Source organism: Pseudomonas sp. RIT-PI-r (genome assembly GCF_001297015.1).
Taxonomy (GTDB): Bacteria; Pseudomonadota; Gammaproteobacteria; order Pseudomonadales; family Pseudomonadaceae; genus Aquipseudomonas.
In genome coordinates this window covers 98,281-116,176 of record NZ_LIGE01000041.1, presented here as the reverse complement: position 1 = coordinate 116,176, position 17,896 = coordinate 98,281, and the positions used below count along the sequence as shown (strand labels likewise).

Genomic DNA, 17,896 nt, shown 5'->3' with positions numbered 1-17,896 from the left:
CGGGCTTAGTTGAAAACGATTTCGTCGTTCTCGACAGTCCCGGTCGCCGTGTCGCCTGGCATGAAATGACCCGAGAGGATCAATTGCGCCAGCGGGTTTTCGATCCAGCGCTGGATCGCCCGTTTCAAAGGACGCGCGCCATACACCGGGTCGTAACCAACCGCGATCAGCTTGTCCATCGCTTCCGGGCTCAGTTCCAGCTTCAGCTCACGCTCAGCCAGACGCGTACGCAGACGGCCCAACTGAATCTCGGTAATGCCTGCGATCTGATCCCGTGCCAGAGGCTCGAAGATCACCACTTCGTCGACCCGGTTGATGAACTCCGGACGGAAGTGCGACGTCAGTGCATCCATTACCGCTGCGCGTTGCGCCTCACGATCACCGACCAGCTCCTGAATCTGCACAGAGCCGAGGTTCGAGGTCATGACGATCACGGTATTGCGGAAGTCCACCGTGCGGCCATGGCTGTCGGTCAGACGACCATCCTCAAGCACTTGCAGCAAGATGTTGAACACATCCGGGTGCGCCTTCTCGACTTCGTCCAGCAGGATCACCGAGTAAGGCTTGCGACGCACAGCCTCGGTCAGGTAACCACCCTCTTCGTAACCGACGTATCCCGGTGGCGCACCGATCAGCCGCGCCACGGAATGTTTCTCCATGAACTCGGACATGTCGATCCGCACCATTGCCTCTTCAGTATCAAAGAGAAATTCGGCCAGCGCCTTGCACAGCTCGGTTTTACCGACGCCGGTCGGGCCGAGGAACATGAACGAGCCGCTCGGACGATTCGGGTCGGACAACCCGGCGCGGGAACGGCGTACCGCATTGGCCACAGCGACCACGGCCTCTTCCTGACCGATGACCCGTTTGTGCAACAGGCTTTCCATCTTCATCAGTTTGTCGCGCTCGCCTTCGAGCATTTTCGACACGGGGATACCGGTCCACTTCGACACGACTTCGGCGATCTCTTCTTCAGTCACCTTGCTGCGCAGCAACTGGTTCTCGCTCTTGCCGTGCTGATCGACCATTTGCAGGCTGCGCTCCAGATCCGGGATCACCCCGTACTGCAACTCGGCCATGCGGTTCAGGTCGCCTTTACGGCGTGCGGCTTCCAGTTCTTGACGCGACTGTTCGATCTTCTGCTGAATCTGTGCAGAACCCTGCACCTCGGCTTTCTCCGAGTTCCAGATTTCTTCCAGATCGGAATACTCGCGCTCGAGACGGACGATTTCTTCCTGGAGTTTCTCCAGACGTTTCATCGCCGCTTCGTCACTTTCTTTCTTCAGTGCCTGAGATTCCACCTTCAACTGAATCAGGCGACGTTCCAGACGATCGAGCACTTCCGGCTTGGAATCGATTTCCATGCGGATGCGGCTCGCGGCCTCGTCGATCAGGTCGATGGCCTTGTCCGGCAACTGCCGGTCAGTGATGTAGCGATGGCTGAGCTTGGCCGCGGCGATGATCGCGCCGTCGGTGATCGCCACCTTGTGGTGAACCTCGTAACGCTCTTTAAGGCCACGCAGGATGGCAATGGTGTCTTCTTCGCTCGGCTCATCCACCAGGACTTTCTGGAAGCGTCGTTCGAGTGCCGCGTCCTTCTCTATATATTGGCGATACTCGTTGAGCGTGGTCGCGCCGACGCAGTGCAACTCGCCACGCGCCAGTGCTGGCTTGAGCATGTTGCCGGCGTCCATCGAGCCTTCGCCCTTACCGGCGCCGACCATGGTGTGCAGCTCGTCGATGAACAGAATGATCTGCCCTTCCTGCTTCGACAGCTCGTTGAGCAGCGATTTCAGGCGTTCTTCGAACTCACCGCGATACTTGGCACCAGCAATCAGCGCGCCCATGTCCAGCGAGAGCAGACGCTTGCCTTTAAGGCCGTCCGGCACTTCACCGTTGATGATGCGCTGAGCCAGACCTTCGGCGATCGCGGTTTTACCCACGCCGGGTTCACCGATCAGCACCGGGTTGTTCTTGGTGCGGCGTTGCAGAACCTGAATGGTGCGACGGATTTCATCGTCACGACCGATCACCGGATCGAGCTTGCCGTCTTCGGCGCGCTTGGTCAGGTCGACGGTGTATTTATCCAGCGCCTGCCGCGACTCTTCGTGGTTGGCGTCATTCACCGCTTCGCCGCCACGCAGGTTGGTAATCGCGTTCTCCAGGGCTTTTTTGCTGACGCCCTGGCCGAGCAACAACTTGCCGAGCTTGCTGTTCTCGTCCATTGCAGCGAGCAGCACCAGTTCACTGGAAATGAACTGATCGCCCTTCTGCTGAGCCAGACGGTCAGCCTGATTGAGCAGGCGTGCCAGATCCTGCGACATGTTGACGTCGCCAGTCGGATTCTGGATTTTCGGTAATTGGTCTAGCTCTTTGGTCAGCTCTTTGCGCAAGCTGTTGACGTCGAAGCCCACCTGCATCAGCAGAGGTTTGATCGAACCACCCTGCTGTTCAAGCATGGCTTGCATCAAGTGCGCCGGCTCAATCGCCGGATGATCGTGGCCGACAGCCAACGACTGGGCGTCGGACAAGGCCAACTGTAATTTGCTGGTTAAACGGTCTATTCGCATAAGTCACCTTCCTTTTGAGCAGGCCGGACCTAAAAACCATCCTGAATAAAGAAACCTGCCAGATACCACTGTAGATGCGGTCGATTCTGGGAGATTCAAGCGTCAGAGGGTTGATGCAGATCAGAGAGTTTAGCGGGTGAGCCAGATAAGGGAGGCAAAGCGACCGGTGCGTGACGCACGGCGATAAGAGAAGAAGCGTGGATCGGTCACGGTGCAGAAACCGCCGCCATAAACAGCGGTAACACCACGTTCAGCCAGACGCAGGCGCGCCAGCTTATAAATGTCAGCCATGAACTTGCCGGCGTTGTCGCTCGGCACGAAGGCTTCTGCCGCTGCGTGCAATTGATTGATGAAGACTTCCCGCACTTCCGGGCCGACTTCAAAGGCTTGCGAGCCAATCGCCGGGCCGAGCCAGACCAGCACGTCCTTGGGCGGAATATCGAGGCTATCGAGCGTCGCTTCAAGTACACCCGCCGCCAGACCACGCCAACCGGCATGAGCCGCCGCCACGCGAGTGCCAGCACGATCGCAGAACAAGGCCGGCAAGCAGTCCGCCGTCATCGCCGCGCAGGCAATCCCCGGCGTTGCCGTCCAGCTGGCATCTGCGGTCGCAACAACGCCCGGATCAGCATGCGCCACGGCAATCCCGTGCACTTGCTGCAACCAGGCAGGCTGTATAGAGAAATGATCGGTCAGGCGCCGTCGGTTCTCGGCAACAGCCTCAGGACGATCATCGACATGATCGCCCAGATTGAGGCTGTCGAACGGCGCCTCGCTGACACCGCCCTCGCGGGTGGTGACGCAGGCTTTGACGCTGGCCGGCGCGGGCCAGTCCGGCGTCAGCCAGTTCATCCGATGAAGGCCTCGCGATCCTGCTTGAGCAAGGTCAGCAGCCAGACGAAATCTTCTGGCAGCGGCGATTCCCAGCTCATGCGTATACCGGTCGTCGGATGATCCAGTTCAAGGAAGCGCGCGTGCAGGGCCTGACGCGGGAAATGCTTGAGCGATTCCACCATCGTCGGGTTGGCGGCTGGCGGAATGCGGAAACGACCGCCGTACGCCGGATCGCCGACCAACGGAAAGTTGATGTGCGACATGTGCACGCGAATCTGGTGCGTACGGCCGGTTTCCAGTTTCACCCGCACGTGGGTGTGGGAACGGAAACGCTCCAGCACGCGATAGTGGCTGACGGCAGGCTTGCCGCCCTCCATCACCGCCATGCGCTGGCGCTGCTGGCCGTGACGACCGATCGGGGCGTTGATCTTGCCCCCGGCGGTCACGACACCAATCACGATGCACTCATAGATGCGGCTGACACTGCGACTCTGCAACTGAGTAACGAGCTTGGTCTGCGCCTGAATGGTCTTGGCCACCACCATCAGACCGGTGGTGTCCTTGTCCAGACGATGCACGATACCGGCGCGCGGGACATTGATGATGTCCGGCACGTGGTGCAGCAAAGCGTTGAGCAAGGTGCCATCGGCGTGACCGGCAGCCGGGTGCACCACCAGGCCCGCAGGCTTGTTGATCACCAGAATGTCGTCGTCTTCATAGACGATGTCGAGTTCGATGTCCTGGGCGATCCATTCGCCCTGGGCTTCCTGCTCGGCAGTCAGCTCAAGGATGGCACCGCCATGCACGATGTCGCGAGGGCGGATGACCGCCCCGTCCACAGTCAGGCGACCTTCTTTGATCCAGGCGGAAAGGCGCGAGCGAGAGTGCTCAGCGAAGAGTTGGGCAGCGACTTGATCGAGGCGTTGGCCGCCCAATTCGGACGGCACCTCTGCGCGAAGTTCAATTTTATCGGACATGCTCTGACTGTGCGTCGGCACAGCTTTTGGTTTCGGCTGCGCGCTTGTGGTTAAATACGGCGTCTTTTGCCCCGAGGCTTTTCAACGGGGCGCTCATCATAACAGGACGGCCCCGCCCAAGACAGCGGCCGTCATAGGGACGCAAGCCGCCATGCAAGTGAAACACCTGCTGCTGATCGCCATCCTCGCATTGACCGCTGCTTGCTCATCGAAGGAAGTCGTAGACGAAAACCTCAGCGAAGCCGAGCTGTATCAGCAGGCTCAGACTGACCTGGACAATAATAGCTACACCAGCGCCACAGCCAAGCTGAAGGCTCTGGAGTCGCGTTATCCGTTCGGTCGCTACGCCGATCAGGCACAGCTGGAGCTGATCTACGCCAACTATAAGAACGCCGAGCCGGAAGCTGCAAAATCCGCCGCCGAGCGTTTCATTCGTTTGCATCCGCAGCACCCGAACGTGGATTACGCGTACTACCTCAAAGGTCTGACCTCGTTCGACCAGGACGTCGGCCTGCTGGCGCGCTTCCTGCCGCTGGACATGACCAAGCGTGACCCGGGCGCCGCGCGCGACTCGTACAACGAGTTCGCCCAGTTGACCAGCCGCTACCCGAACAGCCGCTACGCGCCAGACGCCAAGCAGCGCATGATCTACCTGCGCAACCTGCTGGCCGCCTACGAAATCCACGTGGCCGACTACTACCTGACCCGTCAGGCCTATGTAGCCGCCGCCAACCGTGGCCGCTATGTAGTGGAAAACTTCCAGGAAACCCCATCGGTCGGCGACGGCCTGGCGGTGATGACCGAGGCTTACCAGCGTCTGCACCTGGACGAACTGGCCAACACCAGCCTGGAAACCCTGAAGCTCAACTACCCGAATCACCCGAGCCTGCAAGACGGCCAGTTCGTGCCACGGGTTGCCGAAGCCGACAACCGTTCGTTCCTGAGCAAGGCGACATTGGGTCTGATCGAGTCGCGTCCTCCGCTGCCGCCGGGCGAAACCCGCGCCAACCAGGACGTGCAGAAGCAGTTCCAGGACGCGAAAGACGCGATCCCGAACGAGCTCAAGCCTAAAGACGAGAACGGTGACGTGATCGAAGAGCCGGAGCCAGAGTCGAGCGACACTGACCGTTCGTGGTTCAGCTACATGACCTTCGGCGTGTTCGACTGATCACACCGGATGTACAAGAAAGGGAGATCTGCGGATCTCCCTTTTTCGTTTCTGCGCTTTAATCCGCTGTGCGCTTGTCAGGTCCTTGGCTAAACTGCCGGATCATCAGTCGAAAAGCCGCTCATCATGCTTCGTTTATTGTTCTGGATCGTCGTGATTTTCGCCGCCATCTGGCTGTGGCGGAAATTCAAGGCCCCTGCCGCGTCCTCTCAATCCAATCGCACATCACGCGAGCAGGACGCCGCGCCGATGGTGCGTTGTGCCCATTGCGGCGTGCACCTGCCGCGCGACCGCGCGCTGAGCGTGCAACAACAGTGGTATTGCAGCCAGGCTCACCTTGAGCAAGGCCCGGGTGCCAGTGATCGCTGAGGCCAACCACGCCGACAGCAAACAGGCGCAGCGCCTGCTGCGCCTTTACCATCTCTACCGTTTAAGCGTCGGCATCACCCTGGTGTTGCTGATCTCCAGCAACATGGACAACCGCCTGCTGACGTCGGCCAACGACGGGTTGCTGCGCGGCGGCAGTTGGCTGTACCTGATTCTCAATATTCTGTTGGTGGTATTCCTCGAGAACACACGACGGCCGGCGCAACTGTTCAGTCTGGCCCTCGTCGATGTCCTGCTTTTATGCGGTTTGTTCTTTGCTGCCGGCGGCGTTGGCAGCGCGCTGGGCAATTTGCTGATTGTCTCGGTGGCAATCAGCAACACCTTGCTACGACGGCGCATCGGCCTGTTGATCGCCGCGATCGGCGCGCTGGGTATCATCGGCTCGAGTGTCCTGCTGAGCTTCGATCATCCCCTGAGCGCGAATGAATACCTGCAAGCCGGCACGCTCGGCGCCCTGTGCTTTGCCGCCTCGTTGCTGGTGCAGGGACTGATTCGGCGGCTGGAGGTCAGTGAAACGCTGGCCGAACAACGCGCCAGCGAAGTCGTCGGCCTCGAAGCGCTCAATGCGCTGATCCTGCAACGCATGCGCACCGGCATTCTGGTGCTCGACGAGGAGCGCCGGGTGCAACTGGCCAATCACAGCGCCCAGACCTTGCTCGCGCAGTCACACTTGCAGGGCCATCTGATCGACGATTATTCGCCAGCCCTGGTCGACCGCCTGCAACTGTGGATGAACAACCCGACCTTACGCCCACAGAGCCTGAAAGTCCCCGGTAACGGTCTGGAACTGCAACCGAGCTTCATCGCTCTGGAACAAAGCCCGAACCAGCAAACACTGGTGTTTCTCGAAGACCTCGCGCAAATCGCCCAGCAGGCTCAGCAACTGAAGCTCGCCGCGCTCGGTCGCCTGACCGCCGGCATCTCCCATGAAATCCGCAATCCACTCGGTGCCATCAGTCATGCTGCGCAGCTATTGGGTGAGTCCGAGGAACTCGACGGCGCCGATCGGCGTCTGACACAGATCATTCAAGACCACTCCCAGCGCATGAACCGAGTCATCGAAAACGTCCTGCAACTGTCCCGCCGCCAGCAGAGCGCGCCGCAACGGCTGGACCTCAAGCCGTGGCTGGAAAACTTCGTCGCCGAAAGCCGCGAACAAGCCAGCGAGCACCAGCAGATTCATCTGCGGATCAACTCCGGGGAGTTCATCACGCTGATGGACCCCGATCAGCTCACGCAGATTCTCGATAATCTGTTACGCAACGGTTGGCGCCACAGCGCCCTGCTGCACGATCAGGCGCAAGTCTGGCTGGCCCTGTTTATCGATCCCGACAGCCAATTGGCGATCCTCGAAGTACAGGACAACGGCCCCGGCGTCCCCGCCGATGAACAGACACATCTGTTCGAACCTTTTTTCACCACCAGCAGCCAGGGCACCGGCCTTGGGCTTTATCTGTCCCGTGAGCTGTGCGAAAGCAACCAAGCGCGCCTAGACTTTCAATCACGCCAAGGCGGCGGCTGCTTTCGCATCACCTTTGCTCACGGACGGAAACAAAGTTGAACACGAGCCCACGGCAAAAAATTCTTATCGTCGACGACGAACCGGATATCCGCGAACTCCTGGAAATCACCCTGGGACGGATGAAACTCGACACCTACAGCGCGCGCAATCTGGCTGAAGCCCAAGCGCTACTGAACCGCGAGAGTTTCGACTTGTGCCTGACCGACATGCGCCTGCCCGACGGCACGGGGCTGGAACTGGTGCAGCATATTCAGCAACGTTATCCGCAACTGCCAGTAGCGATGATCACCGCATATGGCAGCCTTGAAACGGCGATCAACGCCTTGAAAGCCGGCGCTTTCGACTTTCTCACCAAACCGGTGGATCTCACCCGCTTGCGCGAGCTGGTCGCCACGGCCCTGCGCATGCCGGCGGCTGGAAGCAGTTTTACCTCCATTGATCGACGCTTGCTCGGCGATTCCCCGCCGATGCGCAATCTGCGCAAGCAAATCGACAAACTCGCCCGCAGTCAGGCGCCGGTATATATCAGTGGCGAGTCGGGCAGCGGCAAGGAACTGGTGGCACGGCTGATCCACGAACAGGGGCCGCGCGCCACTCAGCCGTTTGTGCCGGTGAACTGCGGGGCGATTCCGTCGGAGCTGATGGAAAGCGAGTTTTTCGGCCATCGCAAAGGCAGTTTTACCGGCGCGGTCGAGGATAAACCCGGACTGTTTCAGGCGGCCAATGGCGGCACCTTGTTCCTCGATGAAGTGGCGGACTTGCCGCTGTCGATGCAGGTAAAACTGCTGCGCGCGATCCAGGAAAAAGCCGTGCGCAGTATCGGTGGCCAGCAGGAAAGCGTGGTCGATGTGCGGATTCTTTGCGCCACGCACAAGGATCTTGATGCCGAAGTCGCGGCCGAACGCTTTCGTCAGGACCTTTATTACCGCTTGAACGTGATCGAACTGCGCGTGCCGTCGCTGCGTGAGCGCCGTGATGACATTGAAGTGCTCGCGGCCAATATGCTCAAGCGTTTGGCCAGGGACAGTGCTCAGCCCGTTGCGCGCCTTCATCCACAGGCGCTGGAAGCGTTGAAGAATTACCGGTTTCCGGGGAATGTGCGGGAGCTGGAGAACGTGCTCGAGCGCGCACACACCTTATGTGAAAACCGCACGATCGAGGCTGAAGATTTACGTCTGAGCGAAGGCAACTGCGCGGCGGATGGCGGGATTGCCGATCTGACCCAGATCGATAATCTTGAGGATTATCTGGAGAACGTTGAGCGAAAGCTGATTTTGCAGGCGCTGGAGGAGACGCGCTGGAATCGTACGGCGGCGGCGCAGCGGTTGAGTCTTTCGTTCAGGTCGATGCGCTACAGACTGAAAAAACTCGGTCTGGATTAAATCCTAAAAGATCGCAGCCTTCGGCAGCTCCTACAGGAAACGCATTCCAATGTAGGAGCTACCGAAGGCTGCGATCTTTTGATCTTGCTTTAAATGCGACCCTCAGGCGCATACGGCGCCGGATCAATGATCGGCGTGCGGCCGAGCATCACATCGGCAAACAACTGACACGACGCCGGCGCCAGCACCAGCCCGTTGCGGTAATGCCCGCAGTTCAGCCACAACCCCGCAAACCCCGGCACCCGGCCAATGTACGGAATTCCTTCCGGCGAACCCGGACGCAACCCCGCCCAGTGCCCGACCACCTCGGCATTCGCCAGCGCCGGCAGCAGATCCACCGCTGAAGCCTTGAGACTTTCCAGCGCGACATCGGTCGGCGTCTTGTCGTAACCTTCGTGCTCCAGCGTGCTGCCGATCAGAATATGCCCGTCGCGGCGGGGAATCGCATAACGGCCCTTGGCCAATACCATGCTCGGCAAAAAATCCGCCGCACACTTGTAGAGAATCATCTGGCCTTTGACCGGTTCGACCGGCAGTGTCAGGTCCAGCGTTTTGAGCAGGTCCCCGCTCCATGCACCGGCCGTCAGCACGACCTGATCACCCTTGATCACGCCGTTGGAGGTGTCGACGCCAACAACCTGCTCACCCTCGCGGACAAACCCGCTGACCTCGCACTGCTCGTGAATCGTCACGTTCGGCAGTGCCTGCAACGCTGCTTTCAACGATTTGACCAGACGCGGATTGCGTACGTTGGCGACATCCGCCATGTAGATCGCTCGGGAGAACCCGCCGCCGAGCACTGGCACCGCATCATGCGCCGCCGAGATATCCACAGCCCGTAGCGGGCGATTTTCTCGCTCGGCCCAAGCCAGTGCCTCGCCTTCGTCGTCCAGATCCAGCCAGTACAGGCCAGTGGTGTGCACTTCCGGATCGACCCCGGTGTCGGTAAACAGACGCTCGCCGAGCTGTGGATAAAAGTCCTGCGACCAATGCGCCAGCGCGGTAACCGCCGGGCTATAGCGCCACGGATACAACGGCGAAACGATACCGCCACCCGCCCAGGACGATTCCTGACCGAGGTTCGAACGATCCAGCAGCACCACGCTGCGCACTTCGGAGGCGAGGTTGTAGGCGGTCAGCAGGCCAATTACCCCGCCACCGACAATCACCACTTGCTGTTGCCTGGTCATGTTTGATCCAACCGTAAAGAAGACAGTGGGCGCAAAAGGCACCCGAAAGAAAGCGCCTCAGCGGCCCCAGCAATCCTTGGTGGTCAGCCCGGTAGTCGCATTGTTCATGTTACGGACGCCGGTGTTGGTCAGGGTGAAATCCCCACACTTGTCGGTGGCCATGGACGTGCCCGTCTTGCGGGTCGCGGTCAGCAGGAAGGTCTGGTCAGCAATGGTCGGGGTGATGGTGTAGAAATCATTGCCCGTGCTGAGTCCGGTGATGCCGGTATAGACATTGTTCTTGGTGTAGAAGCGCTCGAGGGTTTGCGCCTGTTCCGAGAGCAGCGACACCACTTCGGCGCGACGGCCTTTTTTCAGGTACTCGGTATAGCTCGGTGCGGCGATGGTGATGACGATCCCGATGATCGCAATCACGATCATGATTTCGATCAGGGTGAAACCACGGTTGGATCTACGCATGCCTCAAACTCTCGCTTACTGGATTTGTCGCCACATGATACGACGGCTACCGCCGCCGCCCTTTTCCACAATGATCGTGATGGTGCCACTGGTGTCGGTCGTACCCTTGCGCTTGCCATCGCTGGAGATGAAGTTCAGGGTCGGAATGCCACCGGTGAATATCACGCCGCTGGAGATCGTGTCATTGCTGTCGACCAAACCGTCAGAATTGGTGTCCAGCACGGCGTAATTGAGCATCTTACCGCTGAACGCATCCAGTTCGACCAGTTTGCCAGTACCAAAACTCGCACAGGGATCAGTGGTATCAACACTCGCCGTGGTAAAGACAACACGGCCCAGCACGATACTCGCCTGATTGATCACCCGCTCGCCGGTCAGCACGTTGTTGTACACCAGCGGAAGATACCAACCCTTCTGCGCCGGATACGTCGTGTCATTCTGTGTTGTGGTCAAAAACTGCCCGGAGCTGCCGGAGAATGATCCCGTGATCGCCTGCGGCTGCAAGCTGCTGACGGTCAACTGACCAGAACCACCATCGGCGTCCCACACGGAATAAAACGCCTGCAAATCCTTGTTGGTCTTGTCCGCCGTTTCGTTGAACTTGCCGGTACCGACGAAGACCTGTTTGCCGCCCAGCGCATTATCCGCCAGTAACGGCTGCGCGGTGATCGGTTGCGCCGCGCCGCCCGCCGTGGTGAACAACGGTTTGCCGGAAAACGCCACGCCCCAACTGTCGGGAGAAGTGGCACTCAGGTCGAACTTCCATAACCGCCCTTTCAAGTCGCCGCCGTAAGCGGCCTGCACCACATTCGAAGAGTTGACCTTGAGTTTCACCGACGACAAACCGTTGCTGGTTTCGGTGCTGTCGATAACGATTTTTTTGATCAGCGAACCGTCCAGCGCATCCAGTACATACAAAGCTGCAACGCCCGAATTGCTGCCGTAACCATTGGCGATGAAAGTCGCCCAGCGACCATTGGCCAAGCGTGCCACTTCCGGACGGGCATAGGCGTAACCCAGATCATTGAATGCGTTCGCCGTACTGGCGGTGGCCGGCGCACTGACCTCCCACAAGGCCTTGATCACATTGCCCGCAGACGCATCAAACAGTTGCAGCCCGTAGAAGGTTTTGCCGCCGGCACCGGTGCCGCCAATGGCCAGGGTTTTCCACGCCGCGCCGGACTGGGCGTCGAACACCCCGACCTGACCGTCGACCAAAAACTTGTGGCTCACGCCGTTGACGTAGTTGGTGTCGGCAATCAGCCGCAACGACGGCAGCACACTGGACGGCATGTAGGCGTAGCGGCGAGTGCCGGTCGCCGAATTGGTCACGTTGACGAAACCGTCGTTGGCGTTGACCAGCAGACTGGCGCTCATGTTTGCAGCCTTGGTGGCCCGGTAAGTGCTGTAGCTGGTGTCCCCGGAAAGATCGGCGGCGGTTTTGTCTGCTGGCGACGCCAGCACCAGCGGCGAATTGATGATGTCGCCGAGCAGCACACTGCGCACTTTCAGCCCGGCCTTGTTGGTTCCCTTGCTCCACTCCACCAGATCAACGCCGCTGATGCCGGTGGGCAAACCCTGACTCAGCGTGGTCTGCTGGGCCGGGGAAAAGTTGCCGTAGGCCAGGGTTACCGCTGCGTTGCTCAGAGTGTTCCACGACTGAAAGCTCGCGGCGGTGGCGGCTGGCACGATGGTGGTATCGGTCGTCCACTGCGCCGCCGAGGTATTGACCGTCCCGGCCGAGGTGAAGCCGAACGACTTGATCGTGCCGCGCCAATCTCTGGGGTCATAAGTGGTTTGATAAAAACTGCTGCTGGAGGTCAGTGTGGTGCCGCTGGTGACCCCCGCGCCGCCGGAGCCGGCCTTGGACGTGATGTCGCTCAGCGCCGAGGACAAGGCGGCGTTGAGCCCGGTACTGTCGGTCGCCTGGTAATACCTGCCTTGTCCGTAACTGGCCGCGTCCGACAGCATGTCATTGTCGGCGGTGAAGCCCACGGTGTAGGTGTTCATGTTCTGCTTGGGAAAATCCACCGCGTTCCAGCTCTTGCCCGCGGCGTCGGTGCCGGTCGAACGCATATCGATGTCAAAGGCAAACTTGGCGATGTCATCCAGATACAGCGTGTCCCCTTCACCGTCACCGTTGAGGTTGTTGCCGTCATTGTTGACGCCATCCCAGTTCGGCAAACGGCTGCCGCCCAGTGGGTCATTGGTGGGGAAAGTACGGTCGAAGGTCGGCAAGCCGTCGGTGATCACCACACCATAGTTTTTCTGGCAGCGGTACTGAATCGGGCTGGTGTAGGTGGTCGGTGTGCTGTTGTAGTACGGCGTCATGCCGCGCATATAACGAGTGATTTCGTAATAGGTTTCCGCCAACGGCGTATTGGCCACGGCGCTCAAGCCGTTGATGGAAGAGATCAGTGCGTTGTAATTGGTGTCGGCCTGGGCTTGAGTCACGCTGCCGGACACCGGCGACAAATCGCTGATCGCACGGGCAATGAAACCGCCATTGCCGGAATTGTTGCTGGTGGCCGGATTGAATGTCGACAGGCCAATACGCAACGTGCGGTTGCTGCTGACCAAAGCTGTGGAGACGTTGCGCGCTACGTTGATGCGGTAGTCGCCGGGAATCGCCCCAGTGGTGAAATCGCGTGTGCCATTGTTGATGGCCAGCCCGACTACATAGGCAATGTAGTCCCCGGAATAACGCGTGTTGCCGCTGCCCACCGGATCCGGCAGTTTCAGGCACAACGGCGCCAGGCTGTTGTTATAGAACGCATAGGCACCGCCGGAGCAACCTGATGTCGGCAGGCTCGACAGAAAGATCGTGTCACCGCTGATCGTCGTCGAACTCAGGCACAAGCCCAGCAAGGCGTTACATTGCCGGGCCGGCGTGCGATCAGCCGTCGGATCGAAGCCGGCCGCATAAATGATGCTGTTCATACTCCCCGAATCGTCGATCAGCAGCATGACGTTGGGTGGCACCGCCGCTGCACTCAACAGCGGCGAATCGGAAGGTGTGAACGCATACGCCGGCGCGGCCAGATAAAAGCTCAGCAGCATGCCGATCAACAGTGACATGCAGCGCTCAATACTTCGCATAAACACTCTCCACCACGCTACGCGAAGTGCCGGCGATGCCGACCGCTGTAACCCGATACAACGTCGCCGAGGTGTTGCTCGGTACGTTCACGGCCGTGAGAGTCGTACCGATGTTCTGTACTCCATAGAATCCATTGCCGGCCGCAATCCAGGTCACCCCGGAAGTCGAGTTGAGCCCCGCCGCGCTGACCACCGACGACTCCGCCGGCGGCGCGCATTGCGTGGTACCGCTGCACACAGCCAGCGAATAACTGTCCAGTTGCACCGCACTTTCGCCAATGCGCAACGCCGCCTCGGCAGTCTGAAACGACTGATTACGCAGACTCACGCTGCCGGCCATTTTTTCCTGCAGGTTGGCGCTCTGCATCGACGACAGACCAATCAGGGTCAGCAACAACAGGAATACCAGACTGACCAGCAAGACCATGCCGCGCTGCGCCTGACGGGTGTGGAGAGTCATCCTCATCGCCGCGCCCCTCACTGCAAGCGGTTGCGCAAAGCGGCAACCACGTTGAAGGTTTGATTGCGCACCCGATTGCTCGGATCGTTGAGGGTCAGGCTCAGCCGCACGCTGCGAATGCGTGCCGGATCGGCGGGGTTGGCGCTGTAGGTCGAGGCCGCCACATCCGTCGCCGAACTGGCCAGACCGAACGTGACGTTGAAAGCACTGACGTTGTTCACCAGCACCTGCTGGGTCGGTGTGCCGCTGCCGGTGCCCATGAGAATCTGATTGTTGCTGAAGCTGTAGATCAGACGCCGGATCGGGAACGCGATCTGCCCGCTCGCCGCCGCTCGTAAACCCGTGTACGCCGTGGCGCTGTTGCGGCAATCGGAAACCACTGTCCAGGTTGGCGTGCCGCCGCCGCTGCCAATATCGGCAGTGACCAGCGTCAGTTTGAGGTTGGCATTGTCCCAACTGATCGGTGTGACCTGCGAGGCGTTGAAATCACCTGCGCTGCTCGAATCGGTGATGGTGCCAAGACAGCCGAACATCCCGACCATGCGAATTTCCTGAATCATTTTGCTCAACACAAACCGGGCGTCTTCCTGCATCGCCGCGGCAGTGTTCTGGCTGACATAGGTGTTTTTTGCCGCGATGAATATCTGCACCACGCCCAGCACCACGATCAGCCCCAATGCCAAAGCGATGAGTAATTCGATCAGACCGAATCCACGGTTTCGCCGCTTCATGGCGTAGCCACCGGATCAACTGCTGCACGGCTAGTCAGCACAAAACTGCGTTGAGCACTGGCGGTGTTGGCTGCCCGTGCGTCACTCCAGTTGATGGTGATGGTGTAGACCCGCTGATTGAGCGCGATGCTGCCGGTCGCCGTCGGCCCGCCGAAATTGATGATATTGGTGGTGAAATCGTAGAGATCCTGATCCCGCGCAACGCTGAGATTGCCCGAGGTCGGAGGCGTAATGGTGTAGTCGGCGCCGGAGTTGGCGCGGATGCGGTCCATCATGTCGTAGGCGATGAAACTGGCCTGGCTGGTCATCCGCGAACTGTCGGTGTACTTCAGCGCATTCAGTTGCACCGCCGCCGCGCCCAGCAGCCCGACCGTCAGAATCAGCAACGCGACCAGCACCTCGATCAGCGTCATACCCTGCTGTATATGTTGACTCCCTGCCCTCATCCGCAACTTCCACCCAATTGTATTCGTCCGTTCAAACACACGTTCAGCGTCCTGCTTTGCGTTCCCAGCGTGTAACTGATGACCACCGCTGTGGACGGCACCGCCAGACCGCCGAGGTTGTTGAAATCCAGCGCGGTCACTCCAGAGGTTAGCGTCAGAGTGGCGCCGCTGCTCATCGCTGGAACAACCCGCAATACATTGGCCGAAGTGCCAGTACTGTCATAGACCGCCAATTCGCCGGTCCACACGCTGCCGCCGGCGCTTGGCCGCAGGCGCAGGGTGGTGCCGCGATCAATGGCTTCGAGCCTGGCGTAATTGATCGCACGTCGCAGGTCGCCCATTTCGGTATCGGCCCTGCTGCTTTGTATGGTTCGAGTAAACGACGGTATTGCCAAAGTAATCAGGATGACAAATATCGCCAATGCGACCAGCAACTCGATCAGCGTGAAACCTTTTGTACGAAGATCCATCGATGCCCTCCGTTGCCGTCGGCTATACCTGCTTTACACGCTAGAACATTCAACCGGCCCATGTCGGTTGATTTGCCTTGCGCGGCGTAAGGATCGCGCCGCTCATCACACTCCACGGAGGGAGTTTGCATGCCGCAACAAGGTTTCAGCCTGGTAGAACTGCTTATGGGACTGGCGATCGGCGCAATTGTTCTGCTGCTGGTCAGTCCGTCATTTGCGGCACTGCGCGAATCGAACCTGCGTGATCAGGCCGCGCAGTCGCTGCTCGACGGTATCCGCAACGCGCGAACACTGGCCATTACCCGTAATCAGAGCGTGGTGATTCATGGCATCGATGGCGACTGGAGCCAAGGCTGGCGGATCATTCTGGATATCAGCGGCAACGGGCCGAAAGACAGCAGCAATCCGCTGCTGGTGGAGCACGCGAGCGAGGCGAAGGTGCCGGTTGTCGGCAACTGGCTGGTCAGTCGTTACATCAGATTCAGCAGTCTGGGACAACCACTGATGCCCGGTCGGGCCTTTCAGGCAGGGACATTACATATCTGTTCGGCTGACGAACCGGTCAGCCGGCAGCAGATAGTGCTGGCAGCGACCGGTCGCGTGCGCCTGAGCAGCAAAAGCGCTGAACAGGCGTTGTGTCAGAAAGCCAAAAGCGTCAGATCGAACGCACGCGCAGCTCTTTAGGCATCGAGAAGGTAATGTTCTCTTCACGCCCGGCCAGTTCGTCGGCACCGGTGGCGCCCCAAGCCTGCAATTGCTGGATCACGCCACGCACCAACACTTCCGGTGCCGAAGCACCAGCGGTAATGCCGATACGCTCGACACCGTCGAACCAGCTCTTTTGCAGGTCTTCGGCGCCGTCGATCAGGTAGGCCGGCGTGGCCATGCGTTCAGCCAGCTCACGCAAGCGGTTGGAGTTGGAGCTGTTCGGGCTGCCGACGACCAGCACGACGTCACACTCGTCGGCCAATTGCTTGACCGCGTCCTGACGGTTTTGCGTGGCATAGCAAATGTCGTCCTTGCGCGGACCGCCGATGGCCGGGAAGCGCGTGCGCAAGGCATCGATGACGCGACTGGTGTCGTCCATCGACAGCGTGGTCTGAGTAACGAAAGCCAGTTTTTCCGGATTGTGCACCTGCAACTCGGCAACGTCTTTCTCGTCTTCAACGAGGTAAATCGCGCCGCCATTGCTGCCGTCGTACTGGCCCATGGTGCCTTCGACTTCCGGGTGACCGGCGTGGCCGATCAGGATGCACTCACGACCGTCGCGGCTGTATTTCGCCACTTCGATGTGCACCTTGGTAACCAGTGGGCAGGTGGCATCGAATACTTTCAGGCCTCGGCCAGCGGCTTCAGTACGCACAGCCTGGGAAACGCCGTGAGCACTGAAAATGACGATGACGTCATCCGGCACCTGATCCAGTTCTTCGACGAAGATCGCGCCACGACTGCGCAGGTCTTCGACGACGAACTTGTTGTGCACCACTTCATGACGCACGTAGATCGGCGGCCCGAAGACTTCCAGGGCACGGTTGACGATTTCGATCGCCCGGTCCACGCCGGCGCAGAAGCCACGGGGGTTGGCGAGTTTGATTTGCATGCTGTGCCTCGTGTCTTGCGCGCAAGAAATAGCGAAAACGGTGGAAAACATTGTGGGAGCGAGCCTGCTCGCGAAAGCGGTGTGTCAGACAACATCTATGTTGAATGTCAGTCAGCATTCGCGAGCAGGCTCGCTCCCACATTTGACTCTATAGAGTCAGTTAGATCGCTTTAACGTTGATGATCTCGACGTCAAAGGTCAGCGTCTTGCCCGACAGCGGGTGGTTGAAGTCGATGGTCACTTGCGTGTCGTCGAACTCTTTCACCACGCCCGGCAGCTCAGTATTGGCCGCATCGTTGAAGATCACCAGCAAACCCGGCGACAACTCCATATCGACGAACTGCGAACGTGGAATGATCTGCACGTTCTGCGGGTTCGGCTGGCCGAAGGCGTTTTCCGGCTCGACGGTCAGCGTGCGCTTGTCGCCGGCCTTGAAGCCGAACAGCGCCGCTTCGAAACCCGGCAGCAGGTTGCCGTCGCCGACCTTGAAGGTCGCCGGGGCTTTGTCGAACGTACTGTCGACGGTGTCGCCGTTCTCCAGGCGCAATGCAAAGTGCAAAGTGACTTCCGTGTTCTGGCCAATGCGTTGCTCAGCCAATAC

Annotated in this window: 17 protein-coding genes; 5 read left to right on the top strand and 12 right to left on the bottom strand. The window is 59.5% G+C overall.

The genetic code is table 11. The annotated features are described in order from the left end of the window. Positions 1-5: 5 nt before the first annotated feature. From clpB to rluD, 3 genes are all read right to left on the bottom strand, one after another. Complete coding sequence (clpB, locus tag AK821_RS24840; protein WP_064392441.1) at positions 6-2,570, bottom strand: ATP-dependent chaperone ClpB; 2,565 nt, start codon at positions 2,568-2,570, stop codon at positions 6-8. Between the two features lie 129 nt (positions 2,571-2,699). After that, positions 2,700-3,422, bottom strand: a complete 723-nt coding sequence (gene pgeF, locus AK821_RS24835) for a peptidoglycan editing factor PgeF (protein WP_064392440.1) — start codon at positions 3,420-3,422, stop codon at positions 2,700-2,702. Continuing rightward, positions 3,419-4,381, bottom strand: a complete 963-nt coding sequence (gene rluD, locus AK821_RS24830) for a 23S rRNA pseudouridine(1911/1915/1917) synthase RluD (protein ID WP_008078515.1) — start codon at positions 4,379-4,381, stop codon at positions 3,419-3,421. The genes pgeF and rluD overlap by 4 nt, the downstream gene beginning before the upstream one ends. Before the next feature lie 151 nt (positions 4,382-4,532). Here rluD and AK821_RS24825 point away from each other — a divergent pair, with 151 nt between their 5' ends. From AK821_RS24825 to AK821_RS24810, 4 genes are all read left to right on the top strand, one after another. After that, positions 4,533-5,549 (top strand): outer membrane protein assembly factor BamD, encoded by a 1,017-nt coding sequence (locus AK821_RS24825; RefSeq protein WP_064392438.1) that lies wholly within the window; start codon positions 4,533-4,535, stop codon positions 5,547-5,549. 126 nt (positions 5,550-5,675) lie between these two features. After that, a complete protein-coding gene (locus AK821_RS24820) occupies positions 5,676-5,918 on the top strand; it encodes a PP0621 family protein (RefSeq protein ID WP_064392436.1) in 243 nt (80 codons plus the stop codon). Continuing rightward, positions 5,908-7,497: an ATP-binding protein gene (locus AK821_RS24815; protein ID WP_064392523.1), complete on the top strand. Its 1,590-nt coding sequence runs from the start codon at positions 5,908-5,910 to the stop codon at positions 7,495-7,497. Before AK821_RS24820 ends, AK821_RS24815 begins: the two co-directional genes overlap by 11 nt. Next, entirely contained in the window at positions 7,494-8,840 is a 1,347-nt protein-coding gene (locus AK821_RS24810; protein WP_064392435.1) for a sigma-54-dependent transcriptional regulator, read from the top strand. The genes AK821_RS24815 and AK821_RS24810 overlap by 4 nt, the downstream gene beginning before the upstream one ends. Before the next feature lie 89 nt (positions 8,841-8,929). Here AK821_RS24810 and thiO read toward each other — a convergent pair whose 3' ends face one another. From thiO to AK821_RS24775, 7 genes are read right to left on the bottom strand one after another with little or no spacing between them, the layout of a single operon-like run. Beyond that, positions 8,930-10,030 (bottom strand): glycine oxidase ThiO, encoded by a 1,101-nt coding sequence (gene thiO, locus AK821_RS24805; RefSeq protein ID WP_064392433.1) that lies wholly within the window; start codon positions 10,028-10,030, stop codon positions 8,930-8,932. Between the two features lie 57 nt (positions 10,031-10,087). Beyond that, the gene (locus AK821_RS24800; protein WP_064392431.1) at positions 10,088-10,489 is read right to left on the bottom strand and encodes a type IV pilin protein; all 402 of its coding nucleotides are present in this window, start codon (positions 10,487-10,489) and stop codon (positions 10,088-10,090) included. A gap of 15 nt (positions 10,490-10,504) precedes the next feature. After that, entirely contained in the window at positions 10,505-13,588 is a 3,084-nt protein-coding gene (locus AK821_RS24795) for a pilus assembly protein (RefSeq protein ID WP_064392428.1), read from the bottom strand. Then, a complete protein-coding gene (locus AK821_RS24790; protein ID WP_064392426.1) occupies positions 13,575-14,054 on the bottom strand; it encodes a pilus assembly PilX family protein in 480 nt (159 codons plus the stop codon). Before AK821_RS24790 ends, AK821_RS24795 begins: the two co-directional genes overlap by 14 nt. 11 nt (positions 14,055-14,065) lie before the next feature. Next, entirely contained in the window at positions 14,066-14,779 is a 714-nt protein-coding gene (locus AK821_RS24785) for a PilW family protein (RefSeq protein WP_064392424.1), read from the bottom strand. Further along, a complete protein-coding gene (gene pilV, locus AK821_RS24780; RefSeq protein ID WP_064392422.1) occupies positions 14,776-15,225 on the bottom strand; it encodes a type IV pilus modification protein PilV in 450 nt (149 codons plus the stop codon). The genes AK821_RS24785 and pilV overlap by 4 nt, the downstream gene beginning before the upstream one ends. Continuing rightward, the gene (locus tag AK821_RS24775) at positions 15,222-15,695 is read right to left on the bottom strand and encodes a GspH/FimT family pseudopilin (protein ID WP_064392419.1); all 474 of its coding nucleotides are present in this window, start codon (positions 15,693-15,695) and stop codon (positions 15,222-15,224) included. Before AK821_RS24775 ends, pilV begins: the two co-directional genes overlap by 4 nt. Positions 15,696-15,824: 129 nt before the next feature. Here AK821_RS24775 and AK821_RS24770 point away from each other — a divergent pair, with 129 nt between their 5' ends. Continuing rightward, a complete protein-coding gene (locus tag AK821_RS24770; protein ID WP_064392418.1) occupies positions 15,825-16,379 on the top strand; it encodes a GspH/FimT family pseudopilin in 555 nt (184 codons plus the stop codon). Here AK821_RS24770 and ispH read toward each other — a convergent pair. Together ispH and fkpB are read right to left on the bottom strand one after the other, a co-directional pair. After that, positions 16,351-17,295: a 4-hydroxy-3-methylbut-2-enyl diphosphate reductase gene (gene ispH, locus AK821_RS24765; RefSeq protein ID WP_034153853.1), complete on the bottom strand. Its 945-nt coding sequence runs from the start codon at positions 17,293-17,295 to the stop codon at positions 16,351-16,353. The genes AK821_RS24770 and ispH overlap by 29 nt on opposite strands. Before the next feature lie 160 nt (positions 17,296-17,455). After that, positions 17,456-17,893 (bottom strand): FKBP-type peptidyl-prolyl cis-trans isomerase, encoded by a 438-nt coding sequence (fkpB, locus tag AK821_RS24760; protein ID WP_175555644.1) that lies wholly within the window; start codon positions 17,891-17,893, stop codon positions 17,456-17,458. Between the last annotated feature and the right edge of the window lie 3 nt (positions 17,894-17,896).